Origin of the sequence: Erythrobacter insulae (assembly GCF_007004095.1) — a bacterium.
GTDB classification, from domain to species: Bacteria; Pseudomonadota; Alphaproteobacteria; order Sphingomonadales; family Sphingomonadaceae; genus Erythrobacter; species Erythrobacter insulae.
Map to the genome: position 1 here is coordinate 1,371,453 of NZ_VHJK01000001.1, position 16,845 is coordinate 1,388,297.

Genomic DNA, 16,845 nt, shown 5'->3' on the forward strand with positions numbered 1-16,845 from the left:
CTCTTGGATGTGAGTGATGCCGCAGTTTAGGTTTGCGGCGGGTGTTACCCAATCAATGCGCGGCATCCCAGGATGTGCCCGTCCCGATATCAATTGCCAGCGGCACGTCGAGCTTTACGGCGGGCAGGGCTGCTTCTGCCATCACGCGCTCGATCACATTGGACGCGGCAGAAACATCGCTTTCCGGCATTTCAAATACCAGTTCATCATGCACCTGCAACAGCATCCGCACGTCTGCCAGACCGGCATCTTTCAGTGCGGGCAACATGCGAACCATCGCGCGCTTGATAATATCGGCACTGGTCCCCTGGATCGGCGCATTGATGGCAGCGCGCTCGCTGCCTTGGCGTTCTGCCTGGTTCTTTGATTTTATGCGCGGGAACCATGTCTTGCGGCCAAACAAGGTTTCGGAATAGCCGCGCTCGCCCACAGTCTCCAAGGTTTCGGCAATGTACCGCTGAATTCCGGGAAAGCGTTTAAAGTATGTGTCGATCATCTCCTGCGCTTCGTCAGGCTCGACCTCAAGCCGCCCCGCGAGGCCCCAGCGCGAAATCCCGTAAAGGATCGCAAAATTGATCGTTTTTGCCTGAGCGCGCGTGTCGCGTGTGACTTCGCCAAACATTTCTGTGGCTGTACGCGAATGGATGTCTTCGCCCTTGGCAAACGCATCCTTGAGCGTGTCCACGTCGGCCATATGCGCAGCAAGCCTCAATTCGATCTGCGAATAGTCGGCGGCCAGCAGAATGTTGCCGTTTTCAGGGACAAACGCCTCGCGGATTTGCCGGCCCAGGGCGGTCCGGATCGGAATGTTCTGCAGGTTCGGATCGGTCGAGGACAGTCGCCCGGTTTGTGCGCCGACCAGACTGTAACTGGTATGCACCCGCTGCGTGTCCGGATTAATCGCCTCTTGCAGAGCATCGGTGTAAGTCGATTTGAGCTTTGAAAGCTGACGCCATTCGAGCACTTTATTCGCAATGGGCGCGCCGTCGCCAGCCAAACGCTCCAGCACACTCTGATCGGTAGAATATTGGCCACTCTTGCCTTTTTTGCCGCCTTTGTGACCCAGTTTGTCGAACAGGATCTCGCCCAATTGTTTGGGGCTGCCGACAGAAAACTCCTGCCCGGCAAGGTTATGAATCTCCCCTTCGAGACGCCCGATTTCCTTGGCAAACTCTTCTGAAAGCCGCGCCAATTGTGCGCGATCAACTTTGATCCCCTCACGCTCCATCTGTGCGACGACGGGGATTAAAGGGCGGTCAACACGTTCATAAACTCTTGTGCCGCCTTCTATGGCGAGGCGTGATTTCATGTGGTGGTACAAACGCAAGGTTATGTCCGCATCTTCCGCTGCATATTCGGTCGCGCGGTCCAGCGGCACTTCGCCAAACGGTATCTGTTTCTTGCCCGTGCCGCAGACTTCTTTGAAAGTCAGAGCGGTGTGACCAAGATGACGCTGCGAAAGCTCGTCCATACCATGACCGCCGCCCATTCCCTCGCCGCGGCCAGCATCGAGATCAAAGCTGATGACCATCGTATCCTCGATTGGCGACACCTGAAGATCATAGCGTGCAAGCACGTTCAGATCGTATTTTCCATTCTGGAACACTTTGGTCACGCTAGGGTCGGCCAGCATCGGTTGCAGTGTCTTTAGAGCGGCGCTGCGATCCAGTTGTTCGGGCTTCTCGGAAAGCAAGTCTGTGCCGCCATGGCCGAACGGAATGTAGCACGCATCATTCGGCCCAATGGCAAGGCTTACGCCGACCAGGTCCGCTTGCATCGAATCCAGCGAGGAGGTTTCGGTATCAACTGCCACCAGCCGCGCCGCAACCGCGCGGCGAACCCAATCTTCGAGCCGGTCCATCGTCTGCACGGTTTCATAAGCGCCGCGATCGATTGCAGGCATTTCAGGCAAGGGCTGGCGATTGCCTTCGACATCTCCAGCATCGCCTTGTGTGTCGGCTTTTGCCGGGTGGAGATTGTTGGCGCGCTCCGGGCTGCCATTGCCAGAGCCCAAGCGGCGCAGGAGCGATGTAAAGCCATGCTGCTCCAGAAAATCCGCCAGCGGCTCTTCGGGGATTTTCTCGATCCGCATTTCGTCGAGAGGTTGGGGAAGGTCGCAATCTTCCTTCAGTGTCACAAGTACGCGGCTCATTTCCGCATCTTTGCGCCCTTCGAGCAAGCGCTCTTTGAGCTTCGACTTTTTCATCTCGGGCGCAGAATCGAGCGCCGCAGTCAGCGACCCGTGCTCCGCAATCAGTTTGCTCGCGGTCTTGGGCCCAACGCCGTAAATGCCCGGAATGTTATCGACGCTGTCGCCCATAAGGGCCAGAACGTCGCCGACCAATTCCGGCGCGACGCCAAATTTTTCTTCGACTTCTGGAATGTATATCCGCGCGCTTTTCATTGTATCGAGCATATCGATGCGGGCACCGCCAACCTCTCCGATCAGCTGCATCAGATCCTTGTCCGAAGAAACGATGGTAACATGCCAGCCCTGCCGCTGCGCAGCGCGCGCATAGGAGGCAATCAGATCGTCTGCTTCCAATCCTTCTTCTTCGATACAAGGAAGGCTGAACGCCCGTGTCGCATCGCGAATTAGCGGAAATTGCGGGCGAAGATCTTCGGGCGGATCGGGCCGGTTGGCTTTGTATTCGGGATAAATATCGTTGCGGAATGAATGCGAACTTTTATCGAGGATCACCGCCAGATGCGTGGGTCCATCGGCAGCATCCAGATCATCGGCAAGTTTCCACAACATCGTGGTGTAACCATAAACCGCTCCCACAGGGGTGCCTTCGGGATTGGTTAGCGGCGGCAGTCGGTGATAGGCGCGGAAAATGTATGAGGAGCCATCGACGAGATAAAGGTGCTGTTGCTGTTCGGACATCCCGCCGCATTAGCACCGCGTGCCCCCTTGTGTAAGCCGGTTTGAGAGCTGGATGCTTCCAATCCCACGGTTAGAAATGTGACCATAATAAGGCCGAAATATGGCGACTTTGCCTCATTTTACTTGCATTGCCACAATCCGGCCATTATTTGGATACGCAGAGTCGGGGGTCAGACGCCGACTTTGGTGTGGGAGGGATCATTCGCCCGTACCTAAATCACTTGCTGAATAAGGATTATTATTATGCGTAAGATCGTTCTCGCTGCTGCAATTGCTACCTCTGCCCTTGGCCTCGCTGCTTGCGGCGAAACCGCTGAAAAAGCTGGCGAAATGGGTGACGCGATGGCTGCAGACGCACAGTCAGTTGCTGACGATGCGACTGCCGCTGCTGGCGACGCTGCCGATGCAACCACTGAAGCCGCTGAAGGCGCTGCCGATGCGACTGCTGAAGCTGCTGGCGAAGGCGCTGCTGCTGTTGAAGGCGCTGCTGAAGACGCTGCTGCCGCTGCTGAAGATGCAATGACCGCTGAGTAATTCACTCGCGGTTTGCACGCTCCGCTGCTGCGGAGTGTCAGACAAAGAAAAGGCGGTGCCGCGAGGCGCCGCCTTTTTCTTTGAGCTCTTTTCAAAGCCGAATAAGCTGTTAGCCGCCGCTGCGAGGCGCGCTGGTCCAATTTTGTCGTTCGTCTTGCCGGGTAGAAGCAAAGCCGTTGTACAAAGCGCGCGTGATAGCGGCGATGCGCTCGTCACGTTTCTTTCGCGCAGTGCCTTTGTTGCGGGCCTCGTCCAGCAGATTGGCGCTTTGACCGGTGACATAAATCGCCGCTGCAACCGCGCGACCATCGGGAAGGCGGAAGATGCCGATATCACTCGCTGTCCTGCTGAGGGTGCCGGTCTTGTGCGCAAGCCGCGCGCTTTCCGGCAGTGCTGCTGTCATCCGGCGCCGGCCGGTTGTCGTCTCTTCGAGCGCGGCCATAAGCAGTCCGCGGCTTTGTTGGCTGAGCCAGCGGCCCTGATAAATCCCTGCGATCAAAAGCCCCATTGTCCGAGGAGAGGCGGAATCACGGGGGTCAATCCATTCAACCGGATCATATTCACCGTCGTCCCGAACCAGTGTGGCGATGTCGCGAGACAGCTCAAAATCATCAAATCCCGCATCGCGCATCCAGGCATTAACAGCCTTTGGCCCGCCAACAACCCGAAGCAAGGCATCGGTGCAGCTGTTGCAGCTTTTGCTAATCATCAGACTGATCAGCTCCCACGCGGCGACATAATTGCCGGTGCGCACGGGCGCTCGACTGGTGGAAAATTTGGCCGATTTAACCGGTATCATCAACGGAAATTCATCTGACAATTTCCATTTTCCCTGGTCAACACCATCAAGAAAAGCCGCAGCTACCGCGACCTTGCTGGTTGATGCCATAGGGAACCGCTGATCGCCCAAGACCGAGATCTCTTTACCGGTTTCCAGATCGATTGCATACACGCCAATCCGACCTTGATCTCCATCGGCGAGCTGAACGATTTGTCTTTCGAAGGCGTCGGAATAAACCGCTTCAAAAGTCTGAGGGTTGCGGACATCAGTGCCGAATGCATTGTCGAAACTCGCCTGCAATTCATCGGCCTGCCGATCATCGGCATGAGCCATAACAGGTGCGGCAAACAGACTTAGCCCGGCGAGAATCGCGGAAACGAAGGGTATGCGTGGCTGTGTAAACATAGACAGTGATTACCCGAAATATGGTTGCCAGTAACTTAATTTCACGACTGTGATCGCGTTGACTCGTCGCGGCAAGCTTTCGTTTCACCGCTTGCGACGAATAGTGCGCAGTAAGCGGTTGGGGCCGCGCACAGTGTGCCGACTGTATGTTTTAGGAACCGTAAAGTATGTTATCGGTTCCTAATTGGTGTTGGTCGATCCTTGCATATCAAGGCTTGACTGACCCGCGTCGCACCGCTGTTTACCCAGCACTACGATTAATTACGGGGCTTTCATGACAACCACAAAAACCGCCTTTCGCACATCGCGTGCGTTATTCACCGCAATGCTGCTCGGCAGCACCGGGCTCGCCTTTGCACAGAGCGCGCCAATTGTGCAGCCTGGCGCACCAGGCCAAGCGAGCAAGACGCTCAGCGCAGATGAAGCAACCAAGCTTGCAGCGTCAAAATACACCCAGGCGGACGTGAAGTTCATGCAAGGCATGATCGTCCATCACCAACAAGCGGTGGCAATGTCCGAACTGGTCGGTGATCGCACGAACACAGAAGATGTAGTGGCCATTGCAGGGCGCATCCTGTCCGGCCAAGCCGATGAAATCGAATTTATGACGGAATGGCTTGCCTCCCGCGGGGAGCCCGCTGCCATGCCAGGGATGGCCGGTCACAAAGACCACATGCATCACATGATGGCCGGGATGGCGTCGCCTGAACAGATGGCTGCACTTTCAGCTTCAAAAGGCGCCGACTTTGACCGCCAGTTTCTTACCCTGATGATCGCGCATCACGAAGGCGCTGTCGATATGGTCGAAGATTTGCTGCGCCAGCCCGGCAGTGCATCGGATCCGATTCTGTTCCGTTTCATTGGCGACATCGAAAACGACCAAAGCGCCGAGATTGAGCGTATGGACAGCATGCTGGCCAGCCTTTCGGCGGATCCGCGCGCCTCTCTGGCTTCGGGATTCGACGATGCGGGCGAAGCGATCATGAACCTTCGCAAGGTCGCGAGCCTGCGTAAACCTGCCGGTTTCTTCGATCCAGACAATCCATCCGATCTGCGTGCGGTTGTCCCGCCACGTGAAAAGGAAGAGGCATCGGACCCTACGGCCGACGCAGTCGATGCAGTGGTTGGCGCTGTTCTTGGCGCGTTGAGTGGCGGTTCGGATGAAGAGGAGGCCACTCCGCAACGCGATGGCGAGGGCGAAGAAAGCCTGACCCAGTTCGCAGAGCGCACTCCGCTGCTCGACTTTGCCAATACGGACATGGCGTTCTTTGGCGATATCATGGTCGCTGGCAATTATCACGGCTTCAACCTCTATCGCTTGGGCGAAGATGGCGCGCCGAACCTGCTGAGTTCGGTTGTTTGTCCAGGCGGGCAAGGCGACGTCTCTGTCGTCGGCGATCTGCTCGTAATGAGCGTCGAGCAGACACGCGGCCGCGTCGATTGCGGGCTTCAGGGTGTCGAAGGCGACGTCAGCGATGAACGCTTCCGGGGTCTGCGTATTTTCGACATTTCCGATCTTGCGCGTCCGCGTCAGGTCGGCGGAGTACAGACCTGCCGCGGAAGCCACACGCACTCGATCGTCAGCGCCGATGATGAAAAGATCATCGTCTACAATTCGGGTACTTCGCGCGTTCGCGAGCAAGACGAACTGGCGCGCTGTATCGATAACCCTTCCGACAGCCGGACGGCCTTGTTCAGCATTGATGTTATCGAAATCCCGGTTGCAAATCCCGGTGCGGCACGCATCATCAGCAGTCCGCGCGTTTTTGCGGATCAGGAAACCGGAGAAATTGCCGGCCTATGGCTTGGCGGTGACAGTGGTGAGGGTACGCAGCGCACCTCTCAGACCAATCAGTGCCATGACATCACGGTGTTCCCGAGCCTGAATCTCGCGGCTGGTGCATGTTCAGGCAACGGCATCCTGATGGATATCACGGACCCGATGAACCCTGTGCGTATCGACGCAGTATTCGATAAAGGTTTTGCCTATTGGCATTCCGCGACATTCAACAATGATGGCACCAAGGTGATTTTCACCGACGAATGGGGCGGCGGTGGACGGCCACGGTGTAAGGCTTCTGATCCGATGACATGGGGCGCGAACGCAATCTACGATATCAAGGATGGCAAGCTCCAATTCCGCAGCCATTACAAGATGCCCGGACCACAGGGGGAGATGGAAAATTGTGTCGCCCATAATGGTTCGATCATTCCGGTACCGGGACGCGATCTGTTTGTTCAATCATGGTATCAGGGCGGCATCAGTGTGATGGATTTCACCGATAGCGCCAACCCGCAAGAGATCGCATATTTTGATCGCGGCGCAATCAATGATGAACAATTGGTCGTCGGTGGTTACTGGTCTTCATACTGGTACAATGGCCGTATCTACGGGACAGAAATCACACGCGGCATTGATGTCTTTGCGCTCCAGCCCAGCCAGTTTCTGACGGCTGCGGAAATCGCGGCTGCAGAGCAGGCATCCTATGCCAATACGCGCTTTAACCCGCAGACACAGACACAGGTAACGTGGGATGCCGAAGCAATCGAAGCCGCAGCATCAAGCCGCAAAGGCGGCTAACACCGGCATCTAGCCAGATACAAAAGGGGGCCGGAAAGCGTTACGCTATCCGGCCCCCTTTTTTGCGCATGCCGCTTATGCCGTTAGGCGGGATTTACGCTTGCGATCCATTGATCGACCCGCTGTTCTAGGATCGACAGTGGCAGCGAGCCAGCACCCAGAACCGTATCGTGAAATCCGCGAATGTCGAAATCGTCGCCAAGCGCCTTTTCGGCTTTCCCGCGCAGTTCCTGAATTCGGATCATACCGATTTTGTAAGAAGTCGCCTGGCCCGGCAGCACGAAATAACGCTGCACTTCCGAGCGCGCGACTGTTTCGGGATTGGGCGAGTTTTCAAGACAATATGCCACCGCCTGATCTTCCGTCCATCCTTTGGCGTGGATGCCAGTATCCACCACCAACCGGATTGCGCGCCACATTTCGCTCTGTAGTCGCCCAAACTCCGAATAGGGATCCTTGTATCCGCCCATCTCCTTGGCAAGCGCCTCTGAATACAGGCCCCATCCTTCTCCGAATACGGAAATAAAACCGCCCTGCGAACGGAACTTGGGGATCCCCTCCAGCTCTTGGGCAATCGAAACCTGCATATGATGCCCGGGATTGCCTTCGTGATACGCGATCGCCTCCAATGGTGGGATCGGCATCGCTCGCATGTCTGATAGGTGCGCGAAATAAATGCCAGGCCGCGAGCCGTCAGGCGTACCGGGGCGGTAATGCTGCGCCGCGCCATCCTGCTCACGGAATGGTTCGACACGCCGAACCTCAAGCGGGGCTTTGGGTAAGGTGCCAAAGAATTCCGGCAACCGTTTCGTCAGCTCATCGATGTGCATCGTCGCACGATCAATGTATTCCTGCGCGCCCGCTTCATCGTCAGAAAAGAAAAACTGGTCATCTTCGCGTGTGAAGACGAAAAACTCCTGCAAGGTGCCGTCAAAACCGGTCTGATCTTTGATCGCTTCCATTTCCGAGCGGATCCGCGCAACCTCGTTGAGCCCAATTTCGTGGATTTCACCAGCCGTCAACTTTGTGGTTGTCATCACCCCGAGGCTGTAATCATAAAAATCACTGCCTTTGGCGAGCTCGCTGACGCCTTGCGCTTCTTCGTCGGTGTTGGGCCGATCTTGCGTGAACCATTCAATCACCCGGCCATAGAAAGGAGCCATCTGTTCGATCAACGCGGTGCGCATTTCTTCGCGTAGCTCGGCGGCGCGCTCTTCAGTAATTGTGCCGTCGGCGACCAGCGTTGCAAGATGCTCCTCGCCGCCTTTCCAAAGCGCTGAATCTTCGCCGCTTTTGTCAAAGGGCGCTCCGCTGATAAGTTTCTGCGATTCCGCAATCACCGCATCATAGGCAAAACGAGGAGGCCGCGTGCCGGCCTCTGCGTTGCTTTGCGCGCGGACCAGCAATTGATCCAATGCCCTGCCAACACCTCCGATACGCGCAATAAATGCCGCCATGTCGCTTTCGGAGGCCACGGTATGCTGGCTTAAAAGGAAGCTAGGGAGCGCAGTATGGGTGCCATTCATCTGGGTCAGGATGTATTCGTGATCCGCATATTTCAGCGCTTGCTCCACCTGATTCTTGCGGAATTGCCACATATCCCAAGACAGCTTGGCTTCGTCTGACAGCTCATCGTAGTCGAAGTTCGCTTCCATTTCGGCCGTGGCCGCTTGCCACCATTGCACCTGCTCTTGTTGCGCTTCGAGGCTGAAATCGTCGATCTTGTCATAATCGGTCTTGATGCCAAGCGATGTCTGGCGGATCGGGCTAAATGCGAGCTCTTCCTGAAATTTCTGGTCAAACCAGCTGTTGAGGCATTCCGTTTGAGTCGTCGCGCATTCAAGCGTTTCGACCGTCGGGTTCAGAAGGTCGCATCCTGTTACGGCGACAGAGGCCAGTAACAATGCGGCGAATTTCGTTCTCATGGCTCAGGAGTTCCCCAATTTGTTATCGTTTGCCGTGACATTGGGGCAAATCGCAGAAAATGAAAAGCCACCCCGGTCGAACAATGGCGGGATGTCTCGAGTGATCGATCCGATCGGCCACGGTCATTGGGCGCGGTTAAGTGGATGGCATCGGCCGGTTCAAATCGAGCAAGCGCTGCACACGGTCATTCGGCTTTAGATTGCCCAACGGATAGTGATGACGGTGCAAGTCGCGCAGGCGGCTGATTTCTTCCGTTCCAAGACTTGCTTCGAACTCGTGGACGATCGCGCTCTTGCCCCAATGCGGTCTGACCTGATCGAATTGGGTCAACACCTCGCGCTGAAGCCGTTCAAGCCATGCGTAATCGCGGGTGTCGGCGAACAGATCGATTGCTGCTGTTGGCCCTTCGAAATTACCAGCAAAAGGCAGAGGTGACTTGTCGCTGAGCTCGCGCACACCGATCAGGCTCTTTAAAAAAAAGCGCAGCGAGCGCCATTTGTCGACTTCGAGCAGGATGAACTTCACCACCTCTTCGGCGCGATCAAGTGGAACGTGGAAAGCAAGATTGTAGGCTGTGTGCGTGGTCGAAAAAAGGCCGGTCAGGATATCCGGAGAACGCTGGCTTTTCAGAAACGGCTCGGGGTCATAGAGGTAATCGAGATCGCGCGGATCGGTAATTGTCCGGCGATGACTACGGATATTGAGCCTGTCTGCGAGGCGCTGCAGCGGCCTTCGCAACGCCGGCAACAGCCGGTCAATGGCCCAATATCTCTCGATAATGAAGGTCGCAATCCCGGCCCAGGACAGGATGTTGGGGCGATGCCGTTTCTTGGCTTTGCCTGTTTTTGCCTGCCGCAATGTGTGCAGCATGATAAGCGGATCATCAGGATCGCTATACGGGACCACGGCCCAAGAAGTCGCGATGGATCCTTTTTGCAGAGCGTTCTTCTTTGAAAGACGGGTAATCCATGCGTCTGACTGAAAGCTTTCAAGCGAGGCGGCCTCCAGGGTCACGCTGATGATTGGGCCGATGGTACCGAAAGACAGGATCGCATAGCGGAAACTCGGATCGCTGCGGTTCAGTGCGACGATCTTGCCTTGGCCATCAAGGAACGTCAGTTGTGTGACGGCGTCGGCCATCGTCGCTTTCGCACCATAGCCGTGCGTGCCGGTGACGAGGGCGCCTATCACAGTTTGGGCCATGTAATTGCCGCTGTTAAACATCTTGAGATCATATTCGAGCAATTCACGTTTAAGTTGCTCGATAGTTGTCGAAGGCCCGCATGTTACAGTCTTCGCAAGGGGATCAACGTCGCAGAAATCCAGCGTCGATTTTCCCATCAGCACAGCATTCAGGCTGGGCGCGACCTGCACCCCATTATAGCTGTGAGATTGGCCGATACAGCAATATTCGTTGTCGCGAACGAAATCTGCCAACGTCTCTTCAGAAGTGAAGCGGTGCGGCGTTATATCGCCGAAAAATACCTTCATCCAAGAGTACACTCGGATTGTGGATTTTTTGGCATCTATCTGATGCGCGTTTGGTTCACGTGCCTTGTCATCCAGTGCCGCCATCACAATCCCCCAATTGCATTTGGGGTAATATTCAAGCGCTTAAAGCAATAAGGCAATCGTTTTATTGAGATATTCGCGAAATGCTCTGCTGATTTTGCCGATACCGCAGCCGTAGAATCAATAAAGCCCCGCCGGACCGAAATCCGACGGAGCTTTATATAAGCGTTCAAGCTGGCAGCTGGTTTAGAAACCCATGCCGCCGCCCATGCCGCCCATGCCGCCCATATCGGGCATTGCCGAGCCGCCTGCGCCGTCTTTTTCCGGAGCGTCGGTGATCGCCGCTTCGGTGGTGATCAGCAGGCCGGCAACCGAAGCTGCATCCTGCAGAGCAGTGCGAACGACCTTCGTCGGGTCGATCACGCCGGCTTCCACCAGGTTTTCGTAAGTGTCGGTCGCAGCGTTGAAGCCTTGCGTCTCGTCGCCTTCGCGCAGCAGGTTGCCAGAAACAACAGCGCCATCATGACCTGCGTTTGCAGCGATTTGACGGACAGGTGCCAGGATTGCACGGCGAACGATGTCGATACCGCGGGTCTGGTCGTCATTGTCACCTTTGAGGCCTTCGAGCACCTTCGATGCATAAAGAAGCGCAGTACCGCCGCCAGGGACGATGCCTTCTTCAACAGCAGCGCGGGTAGCGTGGAGAGCGTCATCAACGCGGTCCTTGCGTTCTTTCACTTCGACTTCCGAAGCGCCGCCGACCTTGATCACGGCAACGCCGCCAGCCAGTTTCGCGAGACGCTCTTGCAGCTTCTCACGGTCATAGTCGCTGGTGGTTGCTTCCATCTGGGCCTTGATTTCGCCAACGCGGGCTTTGATGTCGTCTGCCGAACCGGCACCGTCGACGATGGTTGTGTTGTCCTTGTCGATGGTGACGCGCTTGGCTTCGCCGAGCATGCCGAGAGTGACGTTTTCCAGCTTGATGCCGAGATCTTCGCTGACCATTTCGCCTTTGGTAAGGATCGAGATGTCCTGCAGCATCGCCTTGCGACGATCGCCGAAACCCGGTGCCTTAACCGCTGCAACCTTAAGGCCACCGCGCAGCTTGTTGACCACGAGGGTCGCGAGCGCTTCGCCTTCGATGTCTTCAGCGATGATGAGCAGCGGACGGCCGCTCTGCATGGCTGCTTCGAGTACCGGCAGCATGGCTTGCAGGCTGGACAGTTTGCCTTCGTTGATGAGGATGTATGGGTTTTCCAGCTCCACCGTCATCTTGTCAGGGTTGGTGATGAAATATGGGGACAGATAACCACGGTCGAACTGCATGCCTTCGACAACGTCGAGTTCAAATTCGAGGCCCTTGGCTTCCTCAACGGTGATGACGCCTTCTTTGCCGACTTTTTCCATGGCTTCAGCGATTTTCTCGCCAACTTCACGGTCGCCATTGGCAGAGATAACGCCAACCTGAGCAACTTCAGAGGAGCCGGATACTTCTTTTGAACGACCGACGAGGTCAGCAACAACCTTGGTTACTGCAGCGTCGATGCCGCGTTTCAGATCCATCGGGTTCATGCCAGCTGCAACGGCGGTCATGCCTTCGCGAATGATCGCCTGGCCCAGAACGGTTGCAGTGGTGGTGCCGTCACCGGCGAGGTCGTTGGTTTTCGACGCAACTTCCTTGAGCATTTGTGCGCCCATATTTTCGAACTTGTCGGAGAGTTCGATTTCCTTGGCGACGGTAACGCCGTCCTTGGTGATGCGCGGCGCGCCAAAGCTTTTGTCGATAACGACGTTGCGGCCTTTCGGGCCGAGCGTCACTTTAACAGCGTTTGCGAGCGTATCTACGCCCTTGAGGATGCCTTCGCGGGCATCGCGGCCGAACTTTACGTCCTTAGCAGCCATGATTGTTTCTCCTGAAAAATCTTAAAAGTGGGAAAAGCGTTAGCGTTCGGCTCAGCCGATTACGCCCATGATGTCGCTTTCCTTCATGATCAACAGGTCTTCACCGTCGATCTTTACTTCGGTGCCGGACCATTTGCCGAACAGAACGCGGTCGCCCGCGCTCACGTCGAGTGCGATGCGGTTACCGCTGTCGTCGCGGGCGCCTTCGCCAACAGAGACGACTTCGCCTTCGCTTGGCTTTTCCTGGGCTGAGTCTGGGATGATGATGCCGCCAGCGGTTTTCTGGTCGGCTTCGATGCGGCGGACCACTACGCGGTCGTGCAACGGACGAAATGCCATAATCGATGACCTTTCAAATGAGTTGATGAGTGTCTATTGGCACTCTCCGCTTGAGAGTGCCAGCAGGCCGGATGTGGTTGTGAGGGAAGCCTGAGTCAACAGGTGCCTCGTGAATTTTTTTTAGAAAGTTCGCAGCTGGGTCAGACCGGATGATGGATCGCCGGGTGACGGGTCAAAGCGAGCTTCTCTCGCCGCACCCATCGCCACGTCAGCAGGATGGCTGCAGAAGCAAGTCCAACCGCGAGCCCGATCCACACCCCGACGCCTTCCAGCGGAGTGAAAAACCCGAGCGAGATCGAAAGGCCGATCCCCGGCACCCAATAGCTGAAAATCGCGATCCACATCGGCACGCGCGTATCCTGCAACCCGCGCAGTGCGCCGGCCGCAACGGCCTGCACGCCGTCCACCAGTTGAAAAGCAGCCGCAAGAACAAGGTATTGCAGTGCAAAGCCGACCAGCGCCGCGTTCTTGGCATCGTAAGGGTCAACGTAAATGGACAGCAGAGCGAACGGGGCGAGCACCATCGCGCTAGCGGTGATGGCCATAAAGCCCGTGCCAATCGCCATCGCGACCCAGCCTGCACGTTGAACGCCGATCGGGTCGCGCGCTCCGAAAAAATAGCCGACGCGGATCGTGGCAGCCTGACCAACACCGAATGGAATTTGAAAAGCGAGCGCCGCCAATTGGAGGGCAACCGTGTGCCCGGCCAGTTCTGCTGCGCCGAAACGCCCCATAAGAAACGCGGCGGCGCCGAAAATTCCGGCTTCGGCGCTGACAGTCAGCGCAATGGGCGTCCCGACCCGGGTGATTTGCCAAAAACGCTGCCAGTCCGGTCTCCAGAACCGGTAGAATATGCGGAACCTCGCGAGCGCCGGATCACCGAGAATAACGATCACATAGACAGCCAGTGTAAACAATGACGTGATGATTGTAGCCACGGCTGCGCCCGTCAAACCCAATTCCGGAGCGCCGAAATTGCCGAAAATAAAAGCATAATTCGCAGCAGCATTCACAAAGATGCCAAGGCCGGTGATCGCCGTCGCAAAGATCGGGCGACCCAACGCTGACACATAACTTCGCAGCACCCCAGCAAGGAGCATGGGCACCATCGAATAGATAATGACCAGATTGTATTCACGGGCGAGCGTGATGATCGCAGGCTGTTGACCCGTCACCTGCATCAATGGTTCAAGCAAAAGGCATATGCCCATCCCAAGAACACCGGTGATCACGGCCAACCACAAAGCCATTCTGGTCGAGCGGCGAACCGGCCTGAACGATGGTGATCGCGAGCCAATCGCTTCGGCAATCAAAGGGGCAACCGCACCGGTAAGCGCTGTCATCGCCCACAGAACAAGGCCGAAAAGCGACACAGCCAGTGCAGAGGCCGCCAGCGGTTCATCCCCAAGCCGGGCGATGAAAATCACATCCACGGCATAGGTCAGCATTTGCAGCAGGTTCGCCAGCGCAAGCGGCGTTGCCAGCAACAGCGTTGCCCGCAATTCCGATCCCCATCCGGGCGTTTCAAGAGGCGTAGTGTCGCGCATGAGGACGCCCCGAATAGGATCGTATGAACGGGTGACAAAGAGCAGAATGCATCGGCGTGATCGTTTTGCGTCCGCTGCGTCCCTTACAACACAGCTTGTCTCCGCTCGCGCGGTTCGTTTTTGATGCGATGCAAAATGAAAAAGGGCGGTGCCATTGCTGACACCGCCCCCTTCTGCGGGCGCTTCAAGACACCCACAAAATTCAGATCAAGATTACTTGAGCTCGACGGTACCGCCGGCTGCTTCGATCTTGCCTTTGATTTCTTCGGCTTCGGCTTTGTTAACGCCTTCTTTAACAGCCTTTGGTGCGCCTTCAACAAGACCCTTGGCTTCGGTGAGGCCCAGGCCGGTGATGGCGCGGACTTCTTTGATGACCTGGATTTTCTTGCCGCCATCGCCGGTGAGAATGACGTCGAATTCGTCTTTCTCTTCAGCTGCAGCTTCGCCGCCGCCAGCGGCTGGACCAGCAACTGCAACTGCAGCTGCGGCGCTTACGCCCCACTCTTCTTCGAGTGCGGTTGCGAGTTCAGCTGCCTCAAGGACAGTCAGCTTCGAAAGTTCTTCAACAAGCTTGGCAATATCAGCCATGATGTTCACTCCAATAAATACGGGGCGGATTTAAGTTGGTCCAACCCCAAAGTATGTTTCGTCTCTTGCGAGAGCGTCTCTTAAGCAGCTTTATGCAGCGTCTTTGGCGGCATATGCGCCAAATACACGAGCCAACTTGTTCGCCGGTGCGTTGACGACCTGAGCAACCTTGGTTGCCGGTGCGTTGACGAGACCAACGATTTTGGCGCGCAGCTCATCGAGGCTTGGCATCGAGGCAAGCGCCTTGACTCCAGCTTCGTCGAGCACCTGCGTGCCCATCGAGCCACCAACGATTTCCAGCTTGTCATTCGACTTTGCGAATTCGACAGCGGCTTTAGCAGCCGCGACAGGGTCTTCTGACCATGCCAGCGCGGTCGGACCGGAGAGATACTCTTCGATGCCGACGTAATCGGTGTCTTTCAGGGCGAGCTTGGCGAGACGGTTCTTCGCAACCTTATAGGAAGCCCCTGCTTCACGCATTTTTCCGCGCAGTTCGGTGGACTGATCCACCGTCAGGCCGAGATTGCGGGTTACAACAACCACGCCTACCTCGTTGAAAACAGCGTTGAGCTGAGCGACCGCGTCGGCTTTTTGCGAACGATCCATGCCTTACTCCTTCACTAATGGCCGCGCGGAAAGACCGTGCGACCGGCTCACGTTTCACCTTGCCGCTAACCGACAAGGCAAAGTCCGACGATGGGGAAGGAGGGTGTGCCGTTTAGCACGATTGCAACCGTAATGAATACGGCGCGAAAATCTCTATTCCCCGTCTAGGCTGGAAATTAAGAAGGCCCAATTGCCTTCACCAACGGTCTTGGACGGATGACTGTTTCGATAAAATCAAACCAGTCGAGGCGCGCATTTATCGTGCGCGCCCCAAGAGTCAAGTTTCTTGCGTGGTTACTTTGTGTCTTCGTAACTCAACAGGTCGCCTGGCTGGCAGTCCAATTCGCGGCAGATCGCGGCGAGCGTTGAAAACCGGATGGCCTTGGCTTTACCGGTTTTAAGGATCGATAGATTGGCGAGTGTAAGGCCAACCCGCTCCGCCAGTTCGGTCAAGGTCATCCGGCGTTCGTGCAAAAGATCGTCGAGCTTGACCATGATTGTTGCTCCTTCGTCGTCGGCTGGCATCACACGGTCCCTTCGAGATCTTCGCGCATCGCTGCGCCGTGTTTGAAGACTCTGGCAAGGATGAACAGAACAACCACCAGCAATAGACCGGTAAGATTAAGGCCTGCATCGACGGTCACTTTTTCGTGTCCGGCAGCATCTGCCCATGTTGCCACGATTAAGGCAAGGCCAGCCAGCGGGATCATCAAAACCTGAATTGAAAGCATGGTCCATGCCATGAAACTTAGCCGATCTGCATTCTCGGGAACGAACGGGTCTCGCTCGCCCACAGTGCCGATGATCGCGCGCAGTTTTCCGAAAAACAGAAACGCAAGCGCAACCGCGACAAGTATCAGCGCGAACAGCCCGATCAGCGGCATAATCGGCAGCTTAGTGACGATGTCAGCCTGTTCTGCAGTTATCTCGGAGTTGATTTCGTCCTGAAAGAAAATCACGACCGGGATCATGATGGCGACGAGCGCTCCGCCCAAGGCCAAGGCCCCCTGCATCAGGAATGTCAGCACCTTACCCGCCAGCAGCAATGGATCATTGAATTGGGTCTGCATTGTCTTTCCCCTTTCTGCCCTCGAATCAGGCAAGCGCGATCATCGGCGCGATGGTCGGCGAAGTGTGCGCTTGCGCAGCGGGGACGCTTATGATCGTGCCGATTGAACCGAGCGTGAGAAAAAGTGCAGCGCAGATGGCGAGTGATTGATTGAAAAGCCGGGACATA

14 protein-coding genes are annotated in these 16,845 nt (G+C 56.2%); 2 read left to right on the forward strand and 12 right to left on the reverse strand.

Annotated elements, in window-relative coordinates:
* Positions 1-52: 52 nt before the first annotated feature.
* Positions 53-2,887 (reverse strand): DNA polymerase I, encoded by a 2,835-nt coding sequence (gene polA / locus FGU71_RS06605; protein ID WP_142787836.1) that lies wholly within the window; start codon positions 2,885-2,887, stop codon positions 53-55.
* 286 nt (positions 2,888-3,173) lie between these two features.
* Between polA and FGU71_RS06610 the strand changes: the two genes are divergently transcribed.
* Complete coding sequence (locus tag FGU71_RS06610) at positions 3,174-3,410, forward strand: hypothetical protein (RefSeq protein ID WP_185960217.1); 237 nt, start codon at positions 3,174-3,176, stop codon at positions 3,408-3,410.
* Positions 3,411-3,530: 120 nt separating this feature from the next.
* Here the strand turns inward: FGU71_RS06610 and FGU71_RS06615 are convergent, their stop codons facing one another.
* Positions 3,531-4,607, reverse strand: a complete 1,077-nt coding sequence (locus FGU71_RS06615) for a serine hydrolase (protein WP_142787838.1) — start codon at positions 4,605-4,607, stop codon at positions 3,531-3,533.
* A gap of 274 nt (positions 4,608-4,881) precedes the next feature.
* On the opposite strand from FGU71_RS06615, the gene FGU71_RS06620 reads away from it, so the two are divergent.
* Positions 4,882-7,188, forward strand: a complete 2,307-nt coding sequence (locus FGU71_RS06620; protein ID WP_142787839.1) for a DUF305 domain-containing protein — start codon at positions 4,882-4,884, stop codon at positions 7,186-7,188.
* Positions 7,189-7,271: 83 nt separating this feature from the next.
* Here FGU71_RS06620 and FGU71_RS06625 read toward each other — a convergent pair whose 3' ends face one another.
* From FGU71_RS06625 to FGU71_RS14090, 10 genes are all read right to left on the reverse strand, one after another.
* Positions 7,272-9,113, reverse strand: a complete 1,842-nt coding sequence (locus FGU71_RS06625) for a DUF885 domain-containing protein (RefSeq protein ID WP_142787840.1) — start codon at positions 9,111-9,113, stop codon at positions 7,272-7,274.
* Positions 9,114-9,249: 136 nt separating this feature from the next.
* A complete protein-coding gene (locus tag FGU71_RS06630; protein ID WP_185960218.1) occupies positions 9,250-10,605 on the reverse strand; it encodes an FAD-binding protein in 1,356 nt (451 codons plus the stop codon).
* A 267-nt stretch (positions 10,606-10,872) separates the two neighbouring features.
* Positions 10,873-12,528, reverse strand: a complete 1,656-nt coding sequence (gene groL / locus FGU71_RS06635) for a chaperonin GroEL (protein ID WP_142787842.1) — start codon at positions 12,526-12,528, stop codon at positions 10,873-10,875.
* A 51-nt stretch (positions 12,529-12,579) separates the two neighbouring features.
* On the reverse strand, positions 12,580-12,867 hold the full coding sequence (groES, locus tag FGU71_RS06640; RefSeq protein WP_142787843.1) for a co-chaperone GroES: 288 nt from the start codon (positions 12,865-12,867) through the stop codon (positions 12,580-12,582).
* A 140-nt stretch (positions 12,868-13,007) separates the two neighbouring features.
* Entirely contained in the window at positions 13,008-14,414 is a 1,407-nt protein-coding gene (locus tag FGU71_RS06645) for an MATE family efflux transporter (RefSeq protein ID WP_142787844.1), read from the reverse strand.
* A 213-nt stretch (positions 14,415-14,627) separates the two neighbouring features.
* Entirely contained in the window at positions 14,628-15,002 is a 375-nt protein-coding gene (gene rplL, locus FGU71_RS06650) for a 50S ribosomal protein L7/L12 (RefSeq protein ID WP_142787845.1), read from the reverse strand.
* A 90-nt stretch (positions 15,003-15,092) separates the two neighbouring features.
* Entirely contained in the window at positions 15,093-15,608 is a 516-nt protein-coding gene (rplJ, locus tag FGU71_RS06655; protein WP_142787846.1) for a 50S ribosomal protein L10, read from the reverse strand.
* Between the two features lie 294 nt (positions 15,609-15,902).
* Positions 15,903-16,133, reverse strand: coding sequence for a helix-turn-helix domain-containing protein (locus tag FGU71_RS06660; protein ID WP_142787847.1), 231 nt, complete (start codon positions 16,131-16,133; stop codon positions 15,903-15,905).
* Positions 16,133-16,678: a DUF2975 domain-containing protein gene (locus tag FGU71_RS06665; protein WP_185960219.1), complete on the reverse strand. Its 546-nt coding sequence runs from the start codon at positions 16,676-16,678 to the stop codon at positions 16,133-16,135. Before FGU71_RS06665 ends, FGU71_RS06660 begins: the two co-directional genes overlap by 1 nt.
* Before the next feature lie 25 nt (positions 16,679-16,703).
* The gene (locus FGU71_RS14090) at positions 16,704-16,844 is read right to left on the reverse strand and encodes a hypothetical protein (protein WP_185960220.1); all 141 of its coding nucleotides are present in this window, start codon (positions 16,842-16,844) and stop codon (positions 16,704-16,706) included.
* Between the last annotated feature and the right edge of the window lies 1 nt (position 16,845).